A 20,519-nucleotide genomic window follows, 5' to 3' on the forward strand; every position below is an offset into this window, starting at 1 on the left:
GCCATCGCCCTCCGGCCGGCTCACTCTGGTCGCCGAGCGTTCGCGGAAACCCGGGGAGAGGGCGCAAGGTGGCTCGCCGCCACCGTCAGGTGCTCGGCGATGGCCTTGACCGTCGCCTCCTGCTCCCCACTGGCGAGCGCCTCGATCAGGGTCTCGTGATCATCGATGACCTCTTCGCCCGAGGGAATCGCGATCTCCAGCCTGTTGATGCACGCCAAGGTCTGTGCAGACAGGATGGAGTAGGCGTGGACGAGGCGCGAGTTGCCTGCCGAGGCCACCAACGTGGTGTGGAACTCCAGGTCAGCCGCCGAGATCTGACGGTGATCGCCTCGTTTCACCGCCGCCCTAAGGCCATCCAGCCTGGCGCGAAGGGCATCGATCGCCCGGGCGCGGCCTCCGGGACCGCTGTCGATGATGCGAACAGCCGCGTGGCTCTCGATGGCACACCTGGCGTCGTAGATCTCCCAGATGTCCGATGCCGAGAAGGTGACCACCGTGACGCCCTTGTTCCGCGTCGCAACCAGAAGTCGCTGCTGGACGAGCTGCTGCAACGCCTCGCGGACAGGGGCCCGCGACACGCCCAGCTGTTCTGCGATCCGCGCTTCGCCCAGCTGCTCGCCGGGCAACAGCGACCCCTCGATGATCATCTGCCGCAGCTCATCGCTGATGCGATCGGACGTCGACCGTCGTTCGAGCGCTTTCAACCTGTCCAAGCCAGACACAGCCACCGTCAGATCCCCTCACTCAAGCCCGGCGCCGGCCATGGAGCGGCAGGCACTCGGACCGCCTGCTCATCTTCACCACACACATGTAACTTGTCAACAAGTCGTTGCCGACGGTCGACAATCTGCATTCAATGGGCTACTTTTCTCCTGGCGACCGACGTCACGGACGCAGACCGCACTCACCTCACTCAGATGGGACAGAACATGGAGAACACCATCCGCCGCCCGCAGTACGTCTCATTCGACTGCCTCGGGACGCTCATCTACTTCGAGATCACCAGCACGACCCGTCGTCTGCTCGGCGACCGCCTCACCGAGCCTCAGGTCCAGGCCTTCCTCCGCCAGTTCAGCAAGTACCGCTACGACCAAGTGTGCGGTGAGTTCTACGCGTATGAGCAGGTACTCCACGACGCCTACGCACGGACGTGCGTCAAATGGGGTCTGGAGGTCAACGAGGACGCCGGCAAGCAGCTGGCCGCCGCCGTGCTCAGCTGGGGACCCCACGACGACGTGCCCGCGCCGCTGAAGAAGCTCGGCGACAACTTCCCGCTCGTGATCCTCTCCAACGCCGACACCAGCTACCTGGACGCATTGGTGCCGAAGCTGGGAGCGGACTTCCATGCGGTGTACACCGCGGAGCAAGCCGGCTTCTACAAGCCGCGCTACCAGGCGTTCGAGTACATGCTCGACCAGCTCAACGCCAAGCCCGAGGACGTCCTGCACGTCTCCTCGCACACCCGGTACGACCTGATGCCCGCGGACGACCTCGGCTTCACCAACAAGGTCTTCCTCGACCGGGGCTACGACCCCGAGAGCCCGGCCTACAACTACACCACCGTGCAGTCCCTCGACGAGCTCAACTCGCTCCTCGGGCTCTGACCGCCTGCGAACCAGGAGAAAAAGGTGAAGCTCACTCCCTATTGGCTCGACACCGCGACGCCATCCAGCGACTATCGCCGGAATCCCGTGCCCGAGCGCGCAGACATCGCCATCGTCGGCGCTGGCTTCACCGGTCTGTCCGCCGCCCTGGAAGCGGCTCAGCACGGCGCGAGTGTCGTCGTCCTCGACCAGCACACGGTGGGATGGGGTGCTTCCGGACGCAACGGCGGGATGGCCACCACCGGCCTCGCTGTGGGCCTCGGCAAGGCGATCAAGCGCTACGGGAGTCAGCGGGCGATCGAGATGTTCGCGGAGTACAACCGCGCCATCGACACCATCGAAGAGCTCGTGAAGGAGCATTCCATCGACTGCGACTTCCAGCGCTCGGGCAAGCTGACCCTGGCCATGAACGCCAAGCAGGTCGGGCAGATGCGCAAGACTCAGCAGACCCTCGCCGAGCTGGCCGACTACTCAGTGACCGTCGTCGACAAGCACGACATCCACAGCGAGATCGGCAGCGACTTCTACGCCGGCGGCATGGTGGATCCCCGGGGGGCAGGAGTGCACGTCGGCAAGTTCGCGCACGGCCTGGCCGAGGCCGCCGCCCGTGCCGGCGTCGCGCTGTGCGAGAACGCCCAGGTGACGCAGCTCGCCGCCCGCCCGGGCGGCGGCCACGCGGTGCACACGACCCGAGGCGTGGTCCACGCCGACCAGGTCCTGATCGCCACCAGTGGCTACACCGGATCGCTGACGCCCTGGCTCAGGCGCCGAACCATCCCCGTCGGAAGCTTCATCGTCGTGACAGAGCCCCTCCCGCTCGAGACGGCGCAACGGATCCTGCCCCGCCACCGGCAGGCCTCCGACAACAAGATGCTCACCTACTACTTCCGCCTCACCCCGGACAACCGGCTGCTCTTCGGAGGTCGGGCCAGGTTCGCTCTCTCGAGCCCCGACTCGGACCTCAAGAGCGCCGAGATCCTCAAGCACGCGATGAGCACGGTCTTTCCCTACCTGTCCTCCGCTCGGATCGACTACACGTGGGGCGGGTTGGTGGACCTAACCATGGACCAGATGGTGCATGCCGGACAGCGCAACGGCATTCACTACTCGCTCGGCTACAGCGGCCACGGTGTCCAGATGGCCACCTACATGGGCAAGCAGATGGCGCTGTCCATGGTGGGCAAGCCGTCCCGGAACCTCTGGGAACACCTGCCGTACCGAGCCGTGCCAGGGCACGTCGGGCCGCCGTGGTTCCTTCCGTTCATCGGCGGATACGCCAAGGTCGTCGACCGATTCAGCTGATGAGGAGTCCAGTCATGCACGCATCAGACCAGCGGGTGCACGCCCACGAGTGCGCCAGCGGCGCACCGCCCGTCAGCGCCCCTGTACCCGATCTGTCGGTGCCTGGAGGAGCGCTCGTCAACGGCAGCTGGCAGCGCCACGACCTCACGTTGCCGGTCACCGACCCCGAGGACGGCCGCGTCATCGGCTACGTCGCGGACTCGACCCCCGCCGACGTCGCCGCCGCGGTGTCGGGGGTCCTGGAGTCGGTCTCCACCGATGACTGGCCGTTGTGGGCCCGCAGCGAGTCCCTCCACAAGGCAGCGCGGCTGCTGCATGAGGAATCAGCCCGGTTCGCGCACCTCATCGCGTCCGAAGGTGTCAAGACGATCGCCGAAGCAGAGCGCGAGGTCGGCCGTGGTGTGGAGACGCTGCGCCTGTCTGCGGAGGCGGGGGCGTTCCTCAAGGGGGAGACCATCCCGTTCGCTGCGAGCAGGCGGGGAGGGAACCGTGTTGGGTGGTTCACCCGCGAGCCCGTCGGTGTGGTAGCCGCCCTCACGTCCTTCAACGACCCCCTCAACCTCGTTGCACACAAGCTCGGACCCGCCCTGATCGCGGGCAACGGTGTTGTGCTGAAGCCCTCTGACCACACTCCCCTCACCGCGCTGGCCTTCGTCGAGCTCCTGCTCTCGGCCGGTGTGCCGTCCAAGCGGATCGCCGTGGTCTGCGGCCGCGCCCAAGCCGGGCAGTCGCTGGTGGCGGACGCGCGCATCGCTCTGGTGTCGTTCACCGGTGGGCCGGCGACAGCCGCCAGGATCACCGCGGCCGCCGGCCCCCGGAAGATGCTGATGGAGCTCGGCGGCAACAACCCGACGATCGTGTGCGCCGACGCGGCGCTCGCCCACGCGGTCGACGCGGTCGTGGACGGCGCGTTCGGCGTGGCGGGTCAGAACTGCCTGTCGGTCCAGCGCGTCTACGTTGACGCCTCGATCTATCACGAGTTCCTCAGCGAGACCATCGCCGCTACCAGCCGGCTCCGGGTCGGCAGCAAGCGCGACGCCGGCACTGACATTGGCCCCTTGGTCAGCGAGGCGGAGGCACAGCGCGTCGAGGAGTGGGTCGGGAAGGCCGTCGGGGACGGAGCGACCGTTCACGCCGGCGGGTCCCGGCGCGGGGCCTTTCACGAGCCGACGATCCTGACCGATGTCCCCGAAGGCGCCCAGGTCCTCACCGACGAGATCTTCGGCCCGGTCGTGACGATCGTCCCCTTCGAGGACATCGCCAGTGCGATCGCGGCCGCCAACAGCAGTGACTACGCCCTCCAAGCAGGGGTTTTCACCCAGTCCATCGAGACCGCGTTCAGTGTCTCGTCACAGCTGCTCGCGGGAGCCGTCATCGTCAACGGCACGAGCGACCTGCGAGTGGACGCCATGCCCTTCGGCGGGTTCAAGAGCTCGGGCATCGGCCGAGAGGGCGTGCAGTTCGCTGTCGAAGCCATGACCGAACCGAAGAACACCATCATCAACCTGGTCTCTTGACTTCTCGGTGGGAGCCGGCCGTCAAGCACGCCGACCGCTGAACGCACTCCACGAGACACGCGACTAGAGGACAAACGTGACCCAGACCCCGCCTTACCAGGTCATCGACCCGGCCACCGCTGAGGTGGTGCAGACGTTCCCGTACGCCACCGACGCTGACATCGCAGCGGCGCTGGGTGCCGCCGCGGCGGCCTTCGAGAGCTGGCGGACGTTCCCTCTAGCGGAGCGGGCGGCAATCGTGAAGCGGGTCGGTGCGCTGTTCACCGAGCGTGCCTCCGAGCTGGGCGCCCTGGTCACCCGTGAGATGGGCAAGCGGCCTTCCTCAGCTCGCGACGAGGCCTCGTACTGCTCCACGATCTTCGACTACTACACCGACCACGGCCCAGCACTCCTTGCCGACCGCCCGCTGCCCGGCCGCGACGGCGCCCGGATCCAGCACCTCCCGATCGGCCCGCTGCTGGGCGTGATGCCGTGGAACTACCCGTACTCCCAGGTTGCGAGGTTCGCCGCCCCGAACCTCCTAGCCGGCAACACCATCGTGGTCAAGCACGCCGAGAACTGCCCCACCTCGGCGCTCGCCATCGCCGACCTGATGAGGGAGGCGGGCGTCCCCGACGGGGTCTACGTCAACCTGTTCGCGACCCACGAGCAAGTCGCCACGATGGTCGCCGACCCGCGTGTGCGGGGCATCTCGCTCACGGGCTCCGAACGCGCGGGCGCCACGGTTGCCGAGGCCGCCGGGCGCCACCTCAAGAAGGTCGTCCTCGAGCTCGGCGGCTCCGACGCCTACATCATCCTCGACACCGATGACGTGGCCACCGCCGCCGAGCAGGCGTGGGCGACCCGGATGGCCAACGTCGGCCAGGCGTGCAACTCCAACAAGCGGATCATCGTGATGGACGACATCTTCGAGGACTTCGTGGCCACCCTGGTCAAGCAGGCCTCGGCGATGACTCCGCGCATGCCGGGCGATGACTCCGACAAGTCGTACTCACCGATGGTGTCCCGCAAGGCCGCCGAGACCCTGCTGGCCCAGGTGCACGATGCGGTAGCCAAAGGTGCCACGCTGCACATCGGAGGCGAGCTCTGCTCCGAGCAGGGTGCCTACTTCGCCCCTGCGGTCCTGACCGGAGTCACGCCCCGGATGCGGGTCTACCACGAGGAGCTCTTCGGGCCGGTCGCCGTTGTCTACGAGGTCAGCAGCGACCACGAGGCGGTCGCCCTCGCCAACGCTGTCGAGTTCGGCCTCGGCGGCGCCGTCTTCAGCACCGACGAGGAGAGAGCAGCCAAGGTCGCCGCGCAGCTCGACGTCGGCATGGCCAGCGTCAACGCCCCCGCCTGCGAGGGACCCGACGTCCCCTTCGGCGGCACCAAACGCTCCGGCTTCGGCCGCGAGCTCGGCCCCATCGGCATCTACGAGTTCGTCAACAAACGCCTCTTCTACGTCCAGCGATGACACCCCTGTCGTCACTGCCCGAGTATCGGTCGACAACCGCAGCCCCCGAAAGGAACCCTCCATGTCCTACGTTCACCAACCCGCCGCCACCGTCACCGGCGCCCTCCAGCCGAAGGGTCAGCGCCCCGGGGCCGACAGCGGTGACCCGCAGATCGCGTCCCTGGCCTTCGACACACCGGACGACGTCCGGGTGGGAATCTGGGAATGCGAACCGGGTGGTTGGCCGATCGTGAACCGAGCCGATACCGAGACGTGCTACATCCTGAGCGGCCGGGCGACGGTCACCGACGCCGACACCGGACACCGCCACGAGATCTCCGCCGGCGACGTCATCGTGCAGCCGCGCGGCTGGTCGGGCCGGTGGGACGTCACCGAGACAATCCGGAAGGTCTACAGCATCGGCGTACCAGCCGCCGCCAACTAACCCGGTGGCGCCGCGGACCGGTCGCCGTCCTCCTCCAACGGGTGATCACCCGCTGGCACTCACGGCGTGGCGCAGGTCCCGGAGTACCTGTACCCCGACAGTGAGCATCGCGACGTCGACATCGTTGCTGTCGGCCAGTCCGGCGTAGGCAGAATGTGTGCGCGCCAAGGCATCTTGTTGTTGGCGCATCCACGCAGCCAGCCCGCCCGCTGCGAGGACCTCCGTGGCGAGCGCCACGGTGAGCGAAGCGAGCTCGTCCCTGAGTGCAGCTTTGCCAGCGCCTTAGGAGCGGCCGTTTGGCTCGCAGCCTCCCCGCCCATTGCGAAGCCTGACAGGAGGCAGCGGAAGGGGTAATGACGAGCTCAGGGCGCACCACCCAGTGCGTAGGGTCGAATAGTCGCAACCACCTGGCATACCCGCGACTGCGAAAGGCCCTCCCCATGCTGCGTCCACAGGACACCGCCACCCGCGAGCGGAAGAACCTCGACGGACTCTGGTCGTTCAAGCTCGACTCCGAGGCTGCCGGACGTGACAACCGTTGGTATGGCGCGCCGCTCACCGAAGCGCGCGACATGGCCGTGCCGGCCAGCTTCAACGACCTCGTCGCCGACGCCTCAGTCCGCGACTACTTCGGCGACATCTGGTACCAGCGCACCATCCGCGTCCCGCGCGGCTGGGATGGCCAGCGGATCGTCCTGCACTTCGAGTCGGCCACGCACCGGGCGACCGTGTGGCTTGACGACCACGAGGTGGTCAGCCACGAGGGCGGCTACACGCCGTTCGAGGCGGACATCACCCATCTCGTTGAGGCTGGCCAGGAGATGCGGATCACCGCACTGGTCAACAACACGCTGACCTTCCAGAGCATCCCACCGGGCGTGATCGAGAAGACCCCGAGCGGGGCCACGCAGCGCTACTGGCACGACTTCTTCAACTACGCCGGTCTGCATCGCTCCGTGTGGCTTTCGGCCACCCCGCAGGCGCGGATCGAAGACCTCACGGTGACCACTACCTTCTCGGGGACCACAGGTTCGATTGGCTGGGCCGCGGACGCGACCGACCAGGACGAACTCGACGTCGCGGTCGTCCTGCGGGATGCAGAGGGCGTCGAGGTGGCTACGGGCAGTGGTGTGTCCGGATCTCTGGAGGTGCAGGACGTGCACCTCTGGGCACCTGGCGACGGCTACCTCTACGACCTCGAGGTCCAGCTGGTCGACGACGCGGGCCAGGTGCTGGACTCGATCCACCAGAACATCGGTATCCGCACCGTCGAGGTACGCGGCACGCAGTTCCTCATTAACGGAAAACCCTTCTACTTCAAGGGATTCGGCATGCATGAAGACCACGCTGTGATCGGCAAAGCCCACAACAACGCCCACGTCATCAACGACTTCGAGCTCCTCAACTGGATCGGTGCGAACTCGCTCCGCACCTCGCACTACCCCTACAGCGAGGACGTCCTGGACTACGCCGACAAGCACGGCATGGTCGTCATCGACGAAACCGCTGCGGTCGGCCTGAACATGGGTCTCGGCGGCGGCATCGTCGGTAGTCAGGGCTACACGACATTCTCCCTCGACACCATCAACGACAGCACCCGCGAGGTGCACGCCCAGGCCATCCGCGAGCTCATTGCTCGCGACAAGAACCACCCCAGCGTGGTGCTGTGGTCGATCGCGAACGAGCCCGAGTCCCATACCGAGGGCGCGGAGACCTACTTCCGACCGCTGTTCGAGGTCACGCGCCAGGCCGACCCGACCAGGCCCGTGGGCTTCGTCAACGTCGGGCTCGCACCCCACGGCACGTGCCGGGTGTCGCAGTTCGCCGACGTGATCATGCTCAACCGCTACTACGGCTGGTACGAAAACACCGGCGACCTCGCCGGCGCCGAGATCGCCTGGACTGCGGAGCTGCAGGGCTGGTCCTCCGAGGGCAAGCCGATCGTCATCACCGAGTACGGCGCCGACACCCTCTCAGGCAACCACTCCCTTACGCCTCAGCCCTGGAGCGAGGAGTACCAGGTCGATTACCTCGACATGAACCACCGTGTATTCGACGCCTGCAACGCCGTGGTCGGTGAGCACGTCTGGAACTTCGCCGACTTCGCGACGACCTCCGGAATAATGCGCGTCGACGGCAACAAGAAGGGCATCTTCACCCGTGACCGCCGCCCCAAGTCCGCCGCCTTCGCGCTGCGCCGCCGTTGGAACAAGGAAGCCTGACCCTGGTTTCCCGACAGGTGCCCCCGGTCGCGTCACCGGCCCGGCACGCGCAACCTGGCCCGCTACAGCCGGTCGGGCTCCGGTCGCGCTCCCTGCACGCCGTGCCGACGACGCCTGCATCCTCCTGCGCACCATGCACCTACCACCAGGCCCTCAACAAAGCTCACCTAGCGGCATCCCTGCCTCCCGCCCATGACGGCCGAGTGTGCTCGAGGTGGTGGCCTCAGCGAGTTCCTGCTGCTGCGAGGTCGCCGAGCTCCTGTTCCTGCTGCAGCTGGAGGGCGATGTCGATGATCATGTCCTCTTGGCCCCCCCACATACCCGGCCTCCCCTACACGCTGGAGGATCTGCTGAGTCGGCACGCCGTAGCGCTCAGAGGCCCGCTCGGCGTGCAGGAGGAACGAGCTGTAGACGCCGGCATACCCCTGGGTGATCGACGCGCGGTCCATCCGCGGGAGCTGCGGGATTAACGGGCGCACCACGTCCTGTGCCGCGGACAGCACCTCGCCGAAATCGACACCCGTGCGGATTCCCATCCGCTCGAAGGTGGCGGCCAGCACCTCGGCCGGCGAGTTGCCTGCGCCCGCGCCGAGGGCTGCGCCTCTCCAGCGGCTCCGACGGGAATCCTGGTGACCCGCAGCTACGCCGTCGCGAACGCGCCCGCCGTCGGTCGGTGGCGAGCTGGTGGGCAAACGCGCTCGCCGTGTCCGACTCCCAGCCCCGAGCCGCCACCCCTCCGCGCCCGTGGACACAATCGCAGTGGTGGGAACTCCATCGCGAATGCCTACCCCCACCCGACGTTTCCGAGCAGGTCACGCGGCGCGTGAGTCCGACTGTCACGGCCATCCGAAGCCAGATTTCCCCGCCCATTCCCGGCGCGCCCAAACAGGCACCGCGCTTCCGCAGGTCAGAAGCCTGGCACTGTGACCGCATATCTTCCTGCGCCACATACCCCTACTGGGTACAGACAGAGGGCGCCGGACTCGCGTTTCCGCAGGTCAGACGCCCTCTTGAGCACTGGGCGGCAGGTGAAGGATTCGAACTTCGAAGCTTTCGCGATGGATATACAGACCGGGGTGTGCCGCCCGCTCACCTGTTGCTTCTCAGCTCCCTAGCGAACTTTGCCGTGAATTCGCACAAACGCTCGACGCCGGTCGGCGACTTTCGGGCACACCCGGACCCTCAGACGCCATGATCGGCTCGTGCGGCACCCTGCCCAGAGTGACGCAGGGCCCCGCTAGTCACGCCGGGAGTCGGACAGGTCTGACAGCGGTCACGGAGGCGCGGCGCACGAGAGGGCACTCCAGTCGGGCGACCTCACCGGTGCCGTTGGGCTGCCAGGAGGCGGACGAGGTGTCGTGGCCGAGCAACGTTTGGATTGCCAGCTTTCCCATCTCGGCATGAGGCAGCCGCATCGTCGTCAGGGGCGGGTCGAGTTCTGAGGCGATGAACTCTTGGTCGTCGAAGCCGATCACTGAGATGTCGTGGGGGACGGAAAGCCCTCGCTGTCGCGCGGCGCGGTAGAAGCCCATCGCGACCTGGTCGTTGAAGCAGAACACCCCGGTGGGACGCACGTCGTCGGGGAGGTCGAGCAGTTCGCCTCCATGCACGCCGCCGCTGACCCTCGGCAGGACACCGAGGCGTAGGCGCGGGTCGGGGCGGATTCCGGCCTCTGCGAGGGCTTGCCGGTAGCCGGCTAGGCGAAGGCTCGAGGCAACAAGACCGGTGTCGTCCCCGAGGTAGGCGATGCGCGTGTGTCCGTGCGCGAGAAGCTCACGGGTCGCGTCGTATGCCGCGGCCGTCTCGGAGGGAATGATCGAGCGAAATGATCCGCTCGTGGCGCGGCAGTTGAGGAAGATCGTCGTCTCGGGAAGTCCCGGGAGGGGTTCGACCTCCTGGTGGAACATGTGTGCGACCACCAGTGAGGACACCTGATGCTGCACCAAGGAGTCGAGTGCGCGTTCCATGTCCGCGTCGTTGGGCGAGCGACCGATGTTCACCGTGATGAGCAGAAATCCGTTGCGCGCGGCCTCGGTCTGCGCAGCCGCCAACATCGCCACAGCGAACGGGGTGGTGGTCACCTCATCGGACAGAAATCCGATCGCCTGGCTGCTTCGTCGTCGCAGCCCCCGGGCCATCTCGTTGGGCCGGTAGCCGAGCTCGGCGGCCGCCTTCTGCACACGCTGTCGGGTCGCTTCAGGAACTCGGACACCCTGTCGCTTTCCATTGAGCACGACCGAAACCGTCGTGATGGAGACGCCGGCACGCAGGGCAACGTCCTTCAAGGTGGGACGAGAGGGCGGCACAGGATTCTCCTCTGCATCGTCCGGAAACTGGGCTCCGGTGGGTATTGACAGTGAAGAAACGTTGTATCACTATTGCGGAAACGTTTCTTCAGTCCGCTCCACAGTACCTCAACCCCCAAGGAGAACCACCGTGAATCGAGACATGCGACGCAGGGTTGTGAGTGCTGGCGCGCTCTTGGCAACCACCGCTCTGATGATGACGGGCTGCGCGAAGGCCACCACCAACGCCAGCGGCGGAGACGGGGGCACCCTGACCCTGTGGACGCACGCGGGTGGCGCCCCCAAGGAGATCGCGCTCCTCAAGACGGCCATCGCGGACTACAACTCGAGCCAGCAGAAGTACAAGGTCGACCTCAAGTCGTTCCCGCAAGAGGCGTACAACGGCGCAGTCACGGCTGCCGCCACGTCGAAGAAGCTCCCGTGCATCCTCGACATCGACGCGCCGAACGTGCCGGCGTGGGCGAAGGCCGGTTTCCTGGCCCCGCTCGACCTGCCGGCGGACCTGGTAGCCAAGAACCTCGACAGCACCAAGGGCATCTACAACGACAAGCTCTACTCGATCGGCTACTTCGAGGCGGCACTGGCGATCTTCGCCCACAAGGACGCCCTGGTTCAGGCTGGCGTGCGCATCCCCACGGTGAAGCAGCCGTGGACCGCCGCCGAGTTCGATGACGCGCTGAAGAAGGTCAAGGCGACCGGGAAGTACAAGACCACGTTCGACCTCGGCACCGGCGACTCGGGCACCGAGTGGTGGACCTACGGCTACTCGCCCTTCCTGCAGAGCTTCGGCGGCGACCTCATCGACCGCTCCGGCTACAAGACCGCGGAGGGCGCGATCAACGGCGACGCGGCCAAGAAGTGGGCCGCGTGGTTCCGGGGTCTGGTGGACCAGGGCTACACCCCTGCCAAGTCCGGGGTCGACGCGTTCGCCGACTTCTCCAACGGCAAGTCGGCGATGGTCTGGACGGGTATCTGGAACTCCACGGGTCTCGACAAGGTCAAGGACGGCGTCGCCCTGCCGCCCCCGGACTTCGGCAAGGGTCCCAAGATCGGCGGCGGTTCCTGGCAGTGGGGCGTGAGCTCCAATTGCGCGAACAAGGCCGCTGCAATGGACTACCTCGCATACTCGCTCCAGCCGAAGTACCTCTCGAAGATCGTGACCGACTCCGGCAACGTCCCGGCAACGGACGAGGCGGCCCAGCTGTCGCCGGGGTGGCAGGAGGGAGGCCCGAAGCGCTTCTTCCTCGAGGAGTCTGCGGCCTTCGCCGAGCTTCGTCCCCCCACGCCGGGCTACCCGTTCCTGACCACGACCTTCGCCAAGGCAGCGCAGGACATCATCGCCGGTGGTGACGCCAACGCGATCCTCGACAAGGCGGCCGCCGACATCGACGCCGACCTCAAGGCGAACGACTACTACGGCAACTGAGCTCGCTGGGGCGGGCGGCAATGACAGCCGCCCGCCCTCATCGAGCCCCTCACTCTGGAGTCCTGATGACCACCACAGTCGCCCCGCGGACCACCACTTCACGCAGTAGGACCCGACCGCCATCCAAGGCGCACACGCGCTCCTGGGTCGGATTCAGCTTCACTGCTCCGGCCATCGTCATGCTGCTCGTGTTCTTCTTCGTGCCGCTGATCCTGTGCTTCCTGCTGGCCTTCACGAACGCTCGGCTCATCTCCGGTGAGCCCACCAGAATCACGGGGCTGGACAACTTCCAACGACTGTTCTCCGATCCGCTGTTCTGGAAGTCATTGCGCAACACGGCCTACTTCGCGGTGGTCGTCGTGCCGATGCAGTCCGCCTTGGCACTGCTGCTCGCGATCCTGGTGAACGGTCAGGGACGGGCGAAGAACTTCTTCCGCACCCTGTACTTCGTGCCCGTGGTGACATCGATCGTCGTCGTGTCGATCCTGTGGCGCTTCATGTACGCGAGCGACGGTCTCATCAACAGCATGCTGCAGCTGGTGACGTTCAACGCGGTGCAGGGCACCGACTGGTTGAGCAACACCTCGACCGCCATGCCGGCGGTCATCCTGATGTCGATCTGGCAGGCCGTCGGATTCCACATGGTGATCTGGCTTGCCGGCCTGCAGACCATCCCCATGGACCTGTACGAGGCGGCCTCCCTCGACGGTGCCGGCCGGTGGGACCAGTTCCGCTTCGTCACCTGGCCGGGCCTCAAAAACACCCGCACGTTCATTCTCGTCACCATCACCATTGCTGCGCTCAGCCTCTTCGCCCAGGTCCAGGTCATGACCAGCGGTGGCCCGCTCGACTCGACCTCGACCGTCGTCTACCAAGCTGTCCGCGCCGGCTACACGCAGCAGGCCACCGGCTACGCATCCGCGATCTCCCTGGTCTTCTTCGCACTGGTGTTGACCGTCTCGCTCATCCAACAGTTCCTCACCCGAGACAAGGACGCCTGATGACCACGCTCACACACAAGGCCGCCTCCCGCCGAGCCTCGAAGCCGCGCCGAAAGATCACCCGAGGCACGGTCGGCCTGAACGTCGCTCGCCTCGTTCTCGGACTGTTCTTCGCATTCCCGATCGTCTTCATGCTGGTGTCCTCGCTGAAGCCGGACGAGCAGATCTTCGGCGATCTCGGCTCCCTCAAGGCGTTCCTCCCCGTCGGACACCTGTCTCTCGACAACTACCGCACGACCTTGGACACCGTCCCGGCCTTGCGGTTCCTGCTCAACTCGATCGTGGTCTCGGGAGTGACCGTCGCCCTCGGGTTGTTCATCAACAGCCTGGCTGCCTTCGGCTTGTCCCGGCTGCAGTGGAAGGGTCGCAAGATCGTGCTCGCCCTGGTGCTCGCAACCCTGGTCGTGCCGTTCGAGACCTTCGCACTGCCCCTGCTTTGGTGGGTCAACCACCTGCCCTGGCTCACGCACGACGGCTTCACCCTGCTGTGGACGGAGGGCTGGCTGGATACCTACCGAGTGCAGATCCTGCCGTTCGTTGCCAACGCGTTCTCGATCTACCTCTTCTACTCCTACTTCCAGAGCATCCCCAAGGAGCTCGACGAGGCAGCCATCGTTGACGGGGCCGGATGGTTCCGCATCTACCGCAGCATCATCATGCCTCTCTCCGGACCCGCTATCGCCTCGGTCTCGATCCTGACGTTCCTCCCCGCCTGGAACTCCTACCTGTGGCCCCTCATGGTGGTGCAGACCGAGGAATTGCGGCCCGTCATGCTCGGTGTCAGCTACTTCTTCCAGCTCAACGTCGAGTGGGGCCCGATGATGGCCTACTCCAGCATGATCACGATCCCCGTCCTCGCGCTCTTCTTGGCCTTCCAGCGAAACTTCATCGGCAGCATTGCCGCGAGCGGCGTGAAGGGATGACCTCGACAGCGCCCCGGGCGACCGAAACCCGGCCGACCGTCCACTTCACCCCACCGGTGGGGTGGATGAACGACCCCCACGGGATCTACTGGCTCGACGGTGTCTACCACCTGTACTTCCAGCACGTGCCGGACGCGGTGGAGTGGCAGACCGGGATCTCCTGGGGCCATGCCACCAGTAAGGATCTCGTCCACTGGCGCCCAGCGGCCCCAGTCCTTGCACCCGGCGAGGGCGACGAGGGCATCTGGTCAGGCAGCGCGGTGATCGATGACGACGGCCGGCCGGTGCTCTTCTACACCTCGGCCGGCGGCGAGGACGTGGACCTCGGAAGGATCCGCTCCGCGCGGTTGTCACAGTCCGGCGATCAGTGGGTCAAGGGTCCAGTCGTGGTTGAGCCTGTGGACACAGCGACGCGCGTGTTTCGGGACCCGACAGTGTTCCGCGACGGCGACCACTGGACCATGGTCGTTGGCAGCGGCCGGTCCGACGGCACCGCGAACGCGGAGGTGTTCTCGTCCTCGGACCTCGCGAGCTGGACACCCGTCGGGATCCTGGCTTCGCGAAGCACCCGTTCACAGCACCCCTGGACGGGCGCTGCCTGGGAGTGCCCGCAAGTGATCATCGGCGACGGTGATGCACCAGACATGCTCGTGGTGTCGATCTGGGACGACCACAAGCCGCACGATGTGGCAGCGGCGACGGGGACCTACGCCGACGGCCGGTTCGTCGCGCGTCACTGGCGCTTGCTCTCAGCCGGCGCTGGCCACTTCGCCGCCTCGGCGTTCACCGACGTCGAGGGACGGTCCTGCCTGATCTTCTGGATACGAGGCATCACCGACCCCGGTCGGTGGGCCGGTGCCTTGAGCCTGCCGTACGTCATCACCGCAGACGGCGACGACGTCCGTCTGGAGCCTCACCCTGCGGTCGCGGCGGCGCGCCTCCCCCCTGACGCCGGCCACGTCGGCGCCGGCCGAGCCATCGACGTGGAATGGCGGCCCCACCAGGAGGACAGGCTGCAACTGGTCACGCCCGAAGGCGAGGTGCAGGCATCGGTCCACGTCGAAGGATGGACTGTTACGGTCGCCGTTCGCGACGCCGCGTCGGTCACGGTCAGCCACCACAGCGAGTGCCTGCGGATCATCGCCGACGCCCAGGTCCTCGAGGTCGTCGCCGACGGCGGCTTGGTCGGGTTGCCCCTTCCGGCATCCAAGACTGGACTACAGCCGCACACTGGCGATCCGAGCCGGGTCGCCTGCTGGCACCTCAGTTGACTTCCCCACGACGCCCGGCATGGAGCAGTCATGCTTGGCCCGAAACGCGGTGTATCTGACTCCGAAACCACCCTTCAAACTCGCTACTGACAACGTTGTCATACCGGAGGTTAGTCATGGCTTTCAGCACTCGTTCAGCTCCGCGCCGGCCGCTCGCCGTCGTCCTGCTGGTCCTCGCGGTCCTTGCCGCGCTCGGGGTGGCGCCCGCGGCGGCGGACACACCGCAACACCGACCCGCCTACCACTTCAGCCCCGCGAAGAACTGGATCAACGACCCCAATGGGCTCGTCTTCTCCAAGGGTGTCTACCACCTCTTCTTCCAGCACAACCCGCTCGGCAACGGCTGGGGCAACATGTCCTGGGGCCACGCGACGAGCACCGACCTCGTCCACTGGGAGGAGCAACCGGTCGCCATCCCGTTCGACGCCAACGAGGGAGTGTTCTCCGGCTCGGTCGTCATCGACAAGACCAACAGCTCCGGCTTCGGCACGGTGACGAACCCCCCACTCGTGGCGATGTACACCAGCGCCTACACGGCCGCCAGCGGCCGCGATGGCATTCAGGCACAGTCGCTGGCGTACTCGACCGACGACGGTCAGACGTGGACCAAGTACTCGGGCAACCCGGTCATCGACATCGGATCGCGCGAGTTCCGCGACCCCAAGGTCTTCTGGTACGAGCCCGCCCAGGAGTGGCGGATGGTGTCGGTGATCGCCAACGAGCACAAGGTCCTCATCTGGCGCTCCGCCAACCTCAAGCAGTGGACGCGCCTGTCCGAGTTCGGCCCTCGCGACGCCATCGGCGGTGCGTGGGAGTGCCCGGACCTCTTCCCCCTGGCGGTCGACGGCGACCCGGAGAACGTCAAGTGGGTCATGATCGTCAGCCTCAACCCGGGCGGGATCGCCGGCGGCTCGGGCACCCAGTACTTCGTCGGTGACTTCGACGGCACGACCTTCACGCCCGACGGGCCGGCGAGCTACCAGCCTCCCACCGGCACGCTCCTGCAGGGGTTCGAGAACGGGTATGCCGGGTGGACCCCGACCGGGACCGCCTTCGGGTCCGAGCCGGCATCCGGTTCCCTGCCGGGCCAGCAGCCCGTCACCGGTTACGTGGGCGAGCACCTGGTCAACAGCTTCATCGACTTCGACGGCGCCCAGGGCGAGCTGACCTCCCCGCAGTTCACGATCAACCAGAGGTACCTCAACTTCCTCATCGGCGGCGGCCACCACGAGGCAGTTGCCGGCGCGACGCAGGGTGACCCTGGCGGCGAGGTCTTCACCGACTTCGAGAACCTCGACCCCGCGACGCACCTGCCCGCCGGTTGGAGTGCGACAGGGGACTTCGTCGGCTACGGCGCGACCAGCTCGGGCCTGCCCTACCACCAGGGTGACAAGGTGCTCGACACGTGCGTCGTGCCCGACAAGTGTGACCTCGCCGTGGGCACCTTCGTGTCGCCCGAGTTCACCGTGACCAAGGGCTACGTCAACCTCCTCATCGCAGGAGGCACGCACCCGGCCGGGACGAGTGGCCCGACCGTCGTCGAGCTCGTCTCGGGTGGACAGGTCGTCGGGTCGGTGACCGGCAACAACTCCGGTGAGATGGACTGGCGCCACATCGACGCCCGGGCAGTGGTGGGCAAGCAGGCCCGGATCGTCGTCCGGGACGACCACAGCGGCGGCGACTGGGGACACCTCATGGTGGACGACATCCGGTTCTCCGACACGGCTGCCGGCCCGCGCGACACCCAGACGACCGTCAACCTCGTCGTCGGCGGCGAGGTCGTGCGGTCGAGCACGGGATCGGACAGCGAGGCCCTCGACTGGGCCGCGTGGGACCTCAATGACCTGCAGGGCAGGACCGCGCAGATCAGGGTGGTCGACCACAGCTCCGGCGGGTGGGGCCACATCCTCGCCGACCAGTTCATGCTCGCGCCGGCACCGGCCAAGAGCGGGACCGATCGTGCCAGCTGGGTCGACTTCGGACGCGACAACTACGCCGGCGTGACCTTCAACGGGCTGCCCGACAACCAGCGCACCACCATCAGCTGGATGAACAACTGGCAGTACGCCGGCGACGTGCCCACCGACCCGTGGCGCGGCCAGATGACGATGCCCCGCAGGCTGTCCCTGGTCACCACCGAGGCAGGACCGCGCCTCCGCCAGACGCCCGTCCCGGGAGTCGATGCAGTCACCGTGAACCGTGACAAGCAGCAGGCCAAGCAGCGTTCGGTCGCGGCCGGTGTGACGCCGACCGGGCTCGCGGCGAGCGTGGCACGGGTCGAGGTCCGGGTCGCCCTGGGCTCGGCGTCCGAGGCGGGCGTCGTGCTGCGACGCAGCGCCGACGGCGCCGTGGGCACCAGGATCGGAGTCCGTCGCGACGGCACTCTGGTCGTCGACCGGACCCGCAGCGGCAACGTCACGTTCAACCCCCTCTTCCCCAGCGTCGAGGAGGCGCCGGTGACGGTGCGCGACGGGGAGGTGACCTTCACGGCATACCTCGACCGCAGCTCGGTCGAGGTGCTGGCCGAGGACGGTCAGATCTCTGTCACCGACCTCATCTACCCGCCGACCGCGGCGACGGGTGTCGCTGCCTACGCGGTGGGCGGGACTGCCAACGCGGTCGACATCAAGGTGACACCCATCCGCCCCTGACCTGGTCGGGGCGGCCAGTGCAGTCCCAGCAGCTGCACTGGCCGCCCCACCCGTCCACGACTCATCGCCAGGCAGGTACTGACGAGGTCCGGTCTCCCCGTCGCCGTGGTTTGAGCGCAAGGAGCGGGCCGCAGCCAGGTAGTCCTGTACTCCGTGGAGCCCTTAGGCCAGTAACCAGATGCGCGGAGAAGTTGACGTTGAACGCGTCTCAATAGAGCTGACAGCCCTGCTGGACGGGCTGCAGGTCCAGTGGCTGTCCTCCCCCGACCTCGTCGACATGCCGTCTCAGTTTCGAGTCAGAGTCGATGAGCTGCTCAGGGAACCGTTGAACATGGCGCTTCCACATCCTGGCTAGGTGCTGACCGTGCGTCTTGGTTCGGTGGGCAATTCGCGCCCCCACGGGTTCGTGCAGGTCACCGGCGCAGGAGTCCGACCATCACGGCCTTCGGTTCCCGGCTTCCCCACCCATTCGCAGGAGCCACGATCGGCCAACGCGTTTGCGCACGTCAGAGCTTTGACGATGGGGCCCGCAAATCTCCCGGCCTCAAATACCCCTAGCGGGTACGGACGGAGGGCGCCGGACTCGCGTTTCCGCAGGTCAGGCGCCCTCCATTGCACTGGGTGGCAGGTGAAGGATTCGAACCTTCGAAGCTTTCGCGAGGGATTTACAGAACGGCGTATGCCGACCGCTCACCTGCGGTTTCCCGGCTTGCCAGCGAAGTTCGCCGCGAATTCGCCACAGACTCTCGACGACACCCGAAGCCGGAGGTCGTCAGTCGGACACCACTAGGCGGACACCCATCGGGATTCAATGCCGATCTTCGGGCACAAATGAGGTACACGTCGTCGCGGGGTGCAGTCGTCCGAACGTTGACGCACCGAGAAGCTCGGTTTCGTCGGCAGCCGCGCCGGCATCGCCACGTTCACCGCAGACCAGGTCGACGAGGCAACCACCTGCCGCGCCCCCGCCATCAGCAACGGAAGGAACAGCCACCATGACCAGCCATCATCGGCGTCCCCGTCCATGCCGGCCCAGATGCACCAAGCCGCTGCCGACCATCTGCTCGCCCTCGGGCGCAACCCTGCGCGCATGGACCCCCTGACCGCCCGCGGGCGCCGCGCCGCCAATCCGGACGCCATGAACGCTCGGCAGGCGCCTGGACGAGCGTTGGGCCCTACCTTCGCTATGACTTGCGTCCGCGACGAAGCGCGGCGGCCGCCTCGTTCCTCCTGTAGCTGAGGACCGCAGCTGCGCGCTCCACCCGCAGCCGTGTCTCCTCGCGGACATGGGGTTCGGCGTTCAACACCCTTGACACTGTTGCAAAGCTCACTCCAGCCATGCGAGCGACGTCCTTGATCGTCGGGGGGCTGGGGGCGTCTCTTCGATCCGCCGTCCCTTGGGCAGTCATCCCCTCAACCTCGCCATCCAACTGGGAGTCCCGGCACTCGGCCGAGGAGTTCGTCATGACTGGCGTCCTTTCATGAATGCCCAAGCGTCCGCCACGATGTCCAGAAGCCCAGCCTCTGGCGACCAGCCGAGCTGCGCTCCGATGCGGCCGTTGGACGCGACCAGCCGGGCGGGATCGCCTTGCCTTCGTGCCGCGGGAAGACTCGGAATGCGATGCCCGGTGACTGAGCGGCACGCTTCGATCACCTCGTTCACCGAGTAACCCGTTCCCGACCCCAGGTTGTAGATGCTGTGCGTCCCTGCCCGGGCCGCGTCGAGGGCGAGGAGATGGGCCGTCCCAAGGTCGACGACGTGCAGGTAGTCGCGCACGGCTGAACCGTCAGGCGTGGGGAAGTCGGTGCCGAACACCGAGACAGTGGCCCTGGAGCCCGTCGCCACGACCAGGACATTGGGGATGAGGTGCGTCTCGACCTTGTGCCGCTCCCCGAGGTCTCCCATGGCGCCGCCGACATTGAAGTAGCGCAACGACACGACCGCCAGGCCGTGGGCCCTCGCCGCTGCCCCCAGCATGAAGTCGACGGCCAGCTTCGACTGTCCGTAAGCGTTGATGGGCACCGCCGGGGTCTGCTCGTCGATCGTAGCGACGTCGGGCTCTCCGTACACGGCTGCAGTCGAGGAGAAGACGAAGCGAGGTACTCCGTGAGCACGAACCGCTTCAATCAGGGCGAGACTCTCGACGACGTTGTTGCGCCAGTAGAGCTCCGGGCGGGCGACGGACTCGGCCACCAAAGACTTCGCTGCGAAGTGCAGGACGCCGTCGTACGACTTCCCAGCGAGGGTGGGGCTCGCCTCCGAGACTCGCGCCCTCACGAACCGGGCGCCTGCGGGGACCGCGTCCTCGTGACCAGTGGACAGGTCGTCCAGAACTGTCACTTCGTGTCCTGCGGCGAGCAACTGCGACGCGACGACGGACCCGATGTAGCCGGCCCCTCCGGTGACCATGAGTCT

General features: G+C 66.7%; 16 protein-coding genes and 3 pseudogenes. 11 read left to right on the top strand and 8 right to left on the bottom strand.

Features of this window, described 5'->3' with window-relative positions; genetic code table 11:
- Nucleotides 1-20: 20 nt before the first annotated feature.
- Nucleotides 21-728, bottom strand: coding sequence for a GntR family transcriptional regulator (locus tag ASG91_RS18590; RefSeq protein ID WP_056924111.1), 708 nt, complete (start codon nt 726-728; stop codon nt 21-23).
- Nucleotides 729-929: 201 nt separating this feature from the next.
- Here ASG91_RS18590 and ASG91_RS18595 point away from each other — a divergent pair, with 201 nt between their 5' ends.
- The 5 genes from ASG91_RS18595 (at nt 930) to ASG91_RS18615 (ending at nt 6,303) form a co-directional block, all read left to right on the top strand.
- A complete protein-coding gene (locus ASG91_RS18595; protein ID WP_056924275.1) occupies nt 930-1,604 on the top strand; it encodes a haloacid dehalogenase type II in 675 nt (224 codons plus the stop codon).
- A gap of 24 nt (nt 1,605-1,628) precedes the next feature.
- Nucleotides 1,629-2,906, top strand: a complete 1,278-nt coding sequence (locus ASG91_RS18600) for an FAD-binding oxidoreductase (protein ID WP_056924112.1) — start codon at nt 1,629-1,631, stop codon at nt 2,904-2,906.
- A gap of 14 nt (nt 2,907-2,920) precedes the next feature.
- A complete protein-coding gene (locus tag ASG91_RS18605) occupies nt 2,921-4,423 on the top strand; it encodes an aldehyde dehydrogenase family protein (protein WP_056924113.1) in 1,503 nt (500 codons plus the stop codon).
- A 76-nt stretch (nt 4,424-4,499) separates the two neighbouring features.
- Entirely contained in the window at nt 4,500-5,879 is a 1,380-nt protein-coding gene (locus tag ASG91_RS18610; protein WP_056924114.1) for an NAD-dependent succinate-semialdehyde dehydrogenase, read from the top strand.
- Nucleotides 5,880-5,940: 61 nt separating this feature from the next.
- Entirely contained in the window at nt 5,941-6,303 is a 363-nt protein-coding gene (locus ASG91_RS18615; RefSeq protein ID WP_056924115.1) for a cupin domain-containing protein, read from the top strand.
- A 45-nt stretch (nt 6,304-6,348) separates the two neighbouring features.
- Here ASG91_RS18615 and ASG91_RS21480 read toward each other — a convergent pair.
- Nucleotides 6,349-6,564: pseudogene (locus tag ASG91_RS21480) on the bottom strand (hypothetical protein); the annotation flags it as partial.
- Between the two features lie 179 nt (nt 6,565-6,743).
- On the opposite strand from ASG91_RS21480, the gene uidA reads away from it, so the two are divergent.
- A complete protein-coding gene (gene uidA, locus ASG91_RS18625) occupies nt 6,744-8,525 on the top strand; it encodes a beta-glucuronidase (protein ID WP_056924117.1) in 1,782 nt (593 codons plus the stop codon).
- A gap of 223 nt (nt 8,526-8,748) precedes the next feature.
- Here uidA and ASG91_RS21320 read toward each other — a convergent pair whose 3' ends face one another.
- The 3 genes and pseudogenes from ASG91_RS21320 to ASG91_RS18630 all read right to left on the bottom strand — a co-directional run bounded on the left by ASG91_RS21320 (nt 8,749) and on the right by ASG91_RS18630 (nt 10,810).
- Nucleotides 8,749-8,844 carry a hypothetical protein gene (locus ASG91_RS21320; RefSeq protein WP_235545778.1) on the bottom strand — a complete coding sequence of 32 codons (96 nt, stop codon included), beginning with the start codon at nt 8,842-8,844 and terminating at the stop codon, nt 8,749-8,751.
- A gap of 49 nt (nt 8,845-8,893) precedes the next feature.
- Nucleotides 8,894-9,061 (bottom strand): annotated as a pseudogene (locus ASG91_RS21485) (4-hydroxy-2-oxovalerate aldolase); the annotation flags it as partial.
- 705 nt (nt 9,062-9,766) lie between these two features.
- Entirely contained in the window at nt 9,767-10,810 is a 1,044-nt protein-coding gene (locus tag ASG91_RS18630; RefSeq protein WP_157606423.1) for a LacI family DNA-binding transcriptional regulator, read from the bottom strand.
- Between the two features lie 196 nt (nt 10,811-11,006).
- Here ASG91_RS18630 and ASG91_RS18635 point away from each other — a divergent pair, with 196 nt between their 5' ends.
- From ASG91_RS18635 to ASG91_RS18655, 5 genes are all read left to right on the top strand, one after another.
- Nucleotides 11,007-12,257 (top strand): extracellular solute-binding protein, encoded by a 1,251-nt coding sequence (locus ASG91_RS18635; protein ID WP_200961355.1) that lies wholly within the window; start codon nt 11,007-11,009, stop codon nt 12,255-12,257.
- A 179-nt stretch (nt 12,258-12,436) separates the two neighbouring features.
- A complete protein-coding gene (locus ASG91_RS18640; protein WP_235545780.1) occupies nt 12,437-13,258 on the top strand; it encodes a carbohydrate ABC transporter permease in 822 nt (273 codons plus the stop codon).
- Nucleotides 13,258-14,181 (top strand): carbohydrate ABC transporter permease, encoded by a 924-nt coding sequence (locus ASG91_RS18645; protein WP_082594315.1) that lies wholly within the window; start codon nt 13,258-13,260, stop codon nt 14,179-14,181. Before ASG91_RS18640 ends, ASG91_RS18645 begins: the two co-directional genes overlap by 1 nt.
- The gene (locus ASG91_RS18650; protein ID WP_082594316.1) at nt 14,178-15,452 is read left to right on the top strand and encodes a glycoside hydrolase family 32 protein; all 1,275 of its coding nucleotides are present in this window, start codon (nt 14,178-14,180) and stop codon (nt 15,450-15,452) included. The genes ASG91_RS18645 and ASG91_RS18650 overlap by 4 nt, the downstream gene beginning before the upstream one ends.
- 116 nt (nt 15,453-15,568) lie before the next feature.
- Nucleotides 15,569-18,103 (top strand): glycoside hydrolase family 32 protein, encoded by a 2,535-nt coding sequence (locus ASG91_RS18655; RefSeq protein WP_082594317.1) that lies wholly within the window; start codon nt 15,569-15,571, stop codon nt 18,101-18,103.
- 622 nt (nt 18,104-18,725) lie between these two features.
- Here the strand turns inward: ASG91_RS18655 and ASG91_RS20820 are convergent.
- The 3 genes and pseudogenes from ASG91_RS20820 to galE form a co-directional block, all read right to left on the bottom strand.
- A pseudogene (locus tag ASG91_RS20820) lies at nt 18,726-18,801 on the bottom strand.
- Between the two features lie 486 nt (nt 18,802-19,287).
- Complete coding sequence (locus ASG91_RS20825) at nt 19,288-19,569, bottom strand: LacI family DNA-binding transcriptional regulator (RefSeq protein ID WP_371262063.1); 282 nt, start codon at nt 19,567-19,569, stop codon at nt 19,288-19,290.
- Nucleotides 19,566-20,513, bottom strand: a complete 948-nt coding sequence (gene galE, locus ASG91_RS18660) for a UDP-glucose 4-epimerase GalE (RefSeq protein WP_235545781.1) — start codon at nt 20,511-20,513, stop codon at nt 19,566-19,568. The genes ASG91_RS20825 and galE overlap by 4 nt, the downstream gene beginning before the upstream one ends.
- Between the last annotated feature and the right edge of the window lie 6 nt (nt 20,514-20,519).

Origin of the sequence: Phycicoccus sp. Soil802, assembly GCF_001429605.1 — a bacterium.
Lineage (GTDB): Bacteria > Actinomycetota > Actinomycetes > Actinomycetales > Dermatophilaceae > Pedococcus.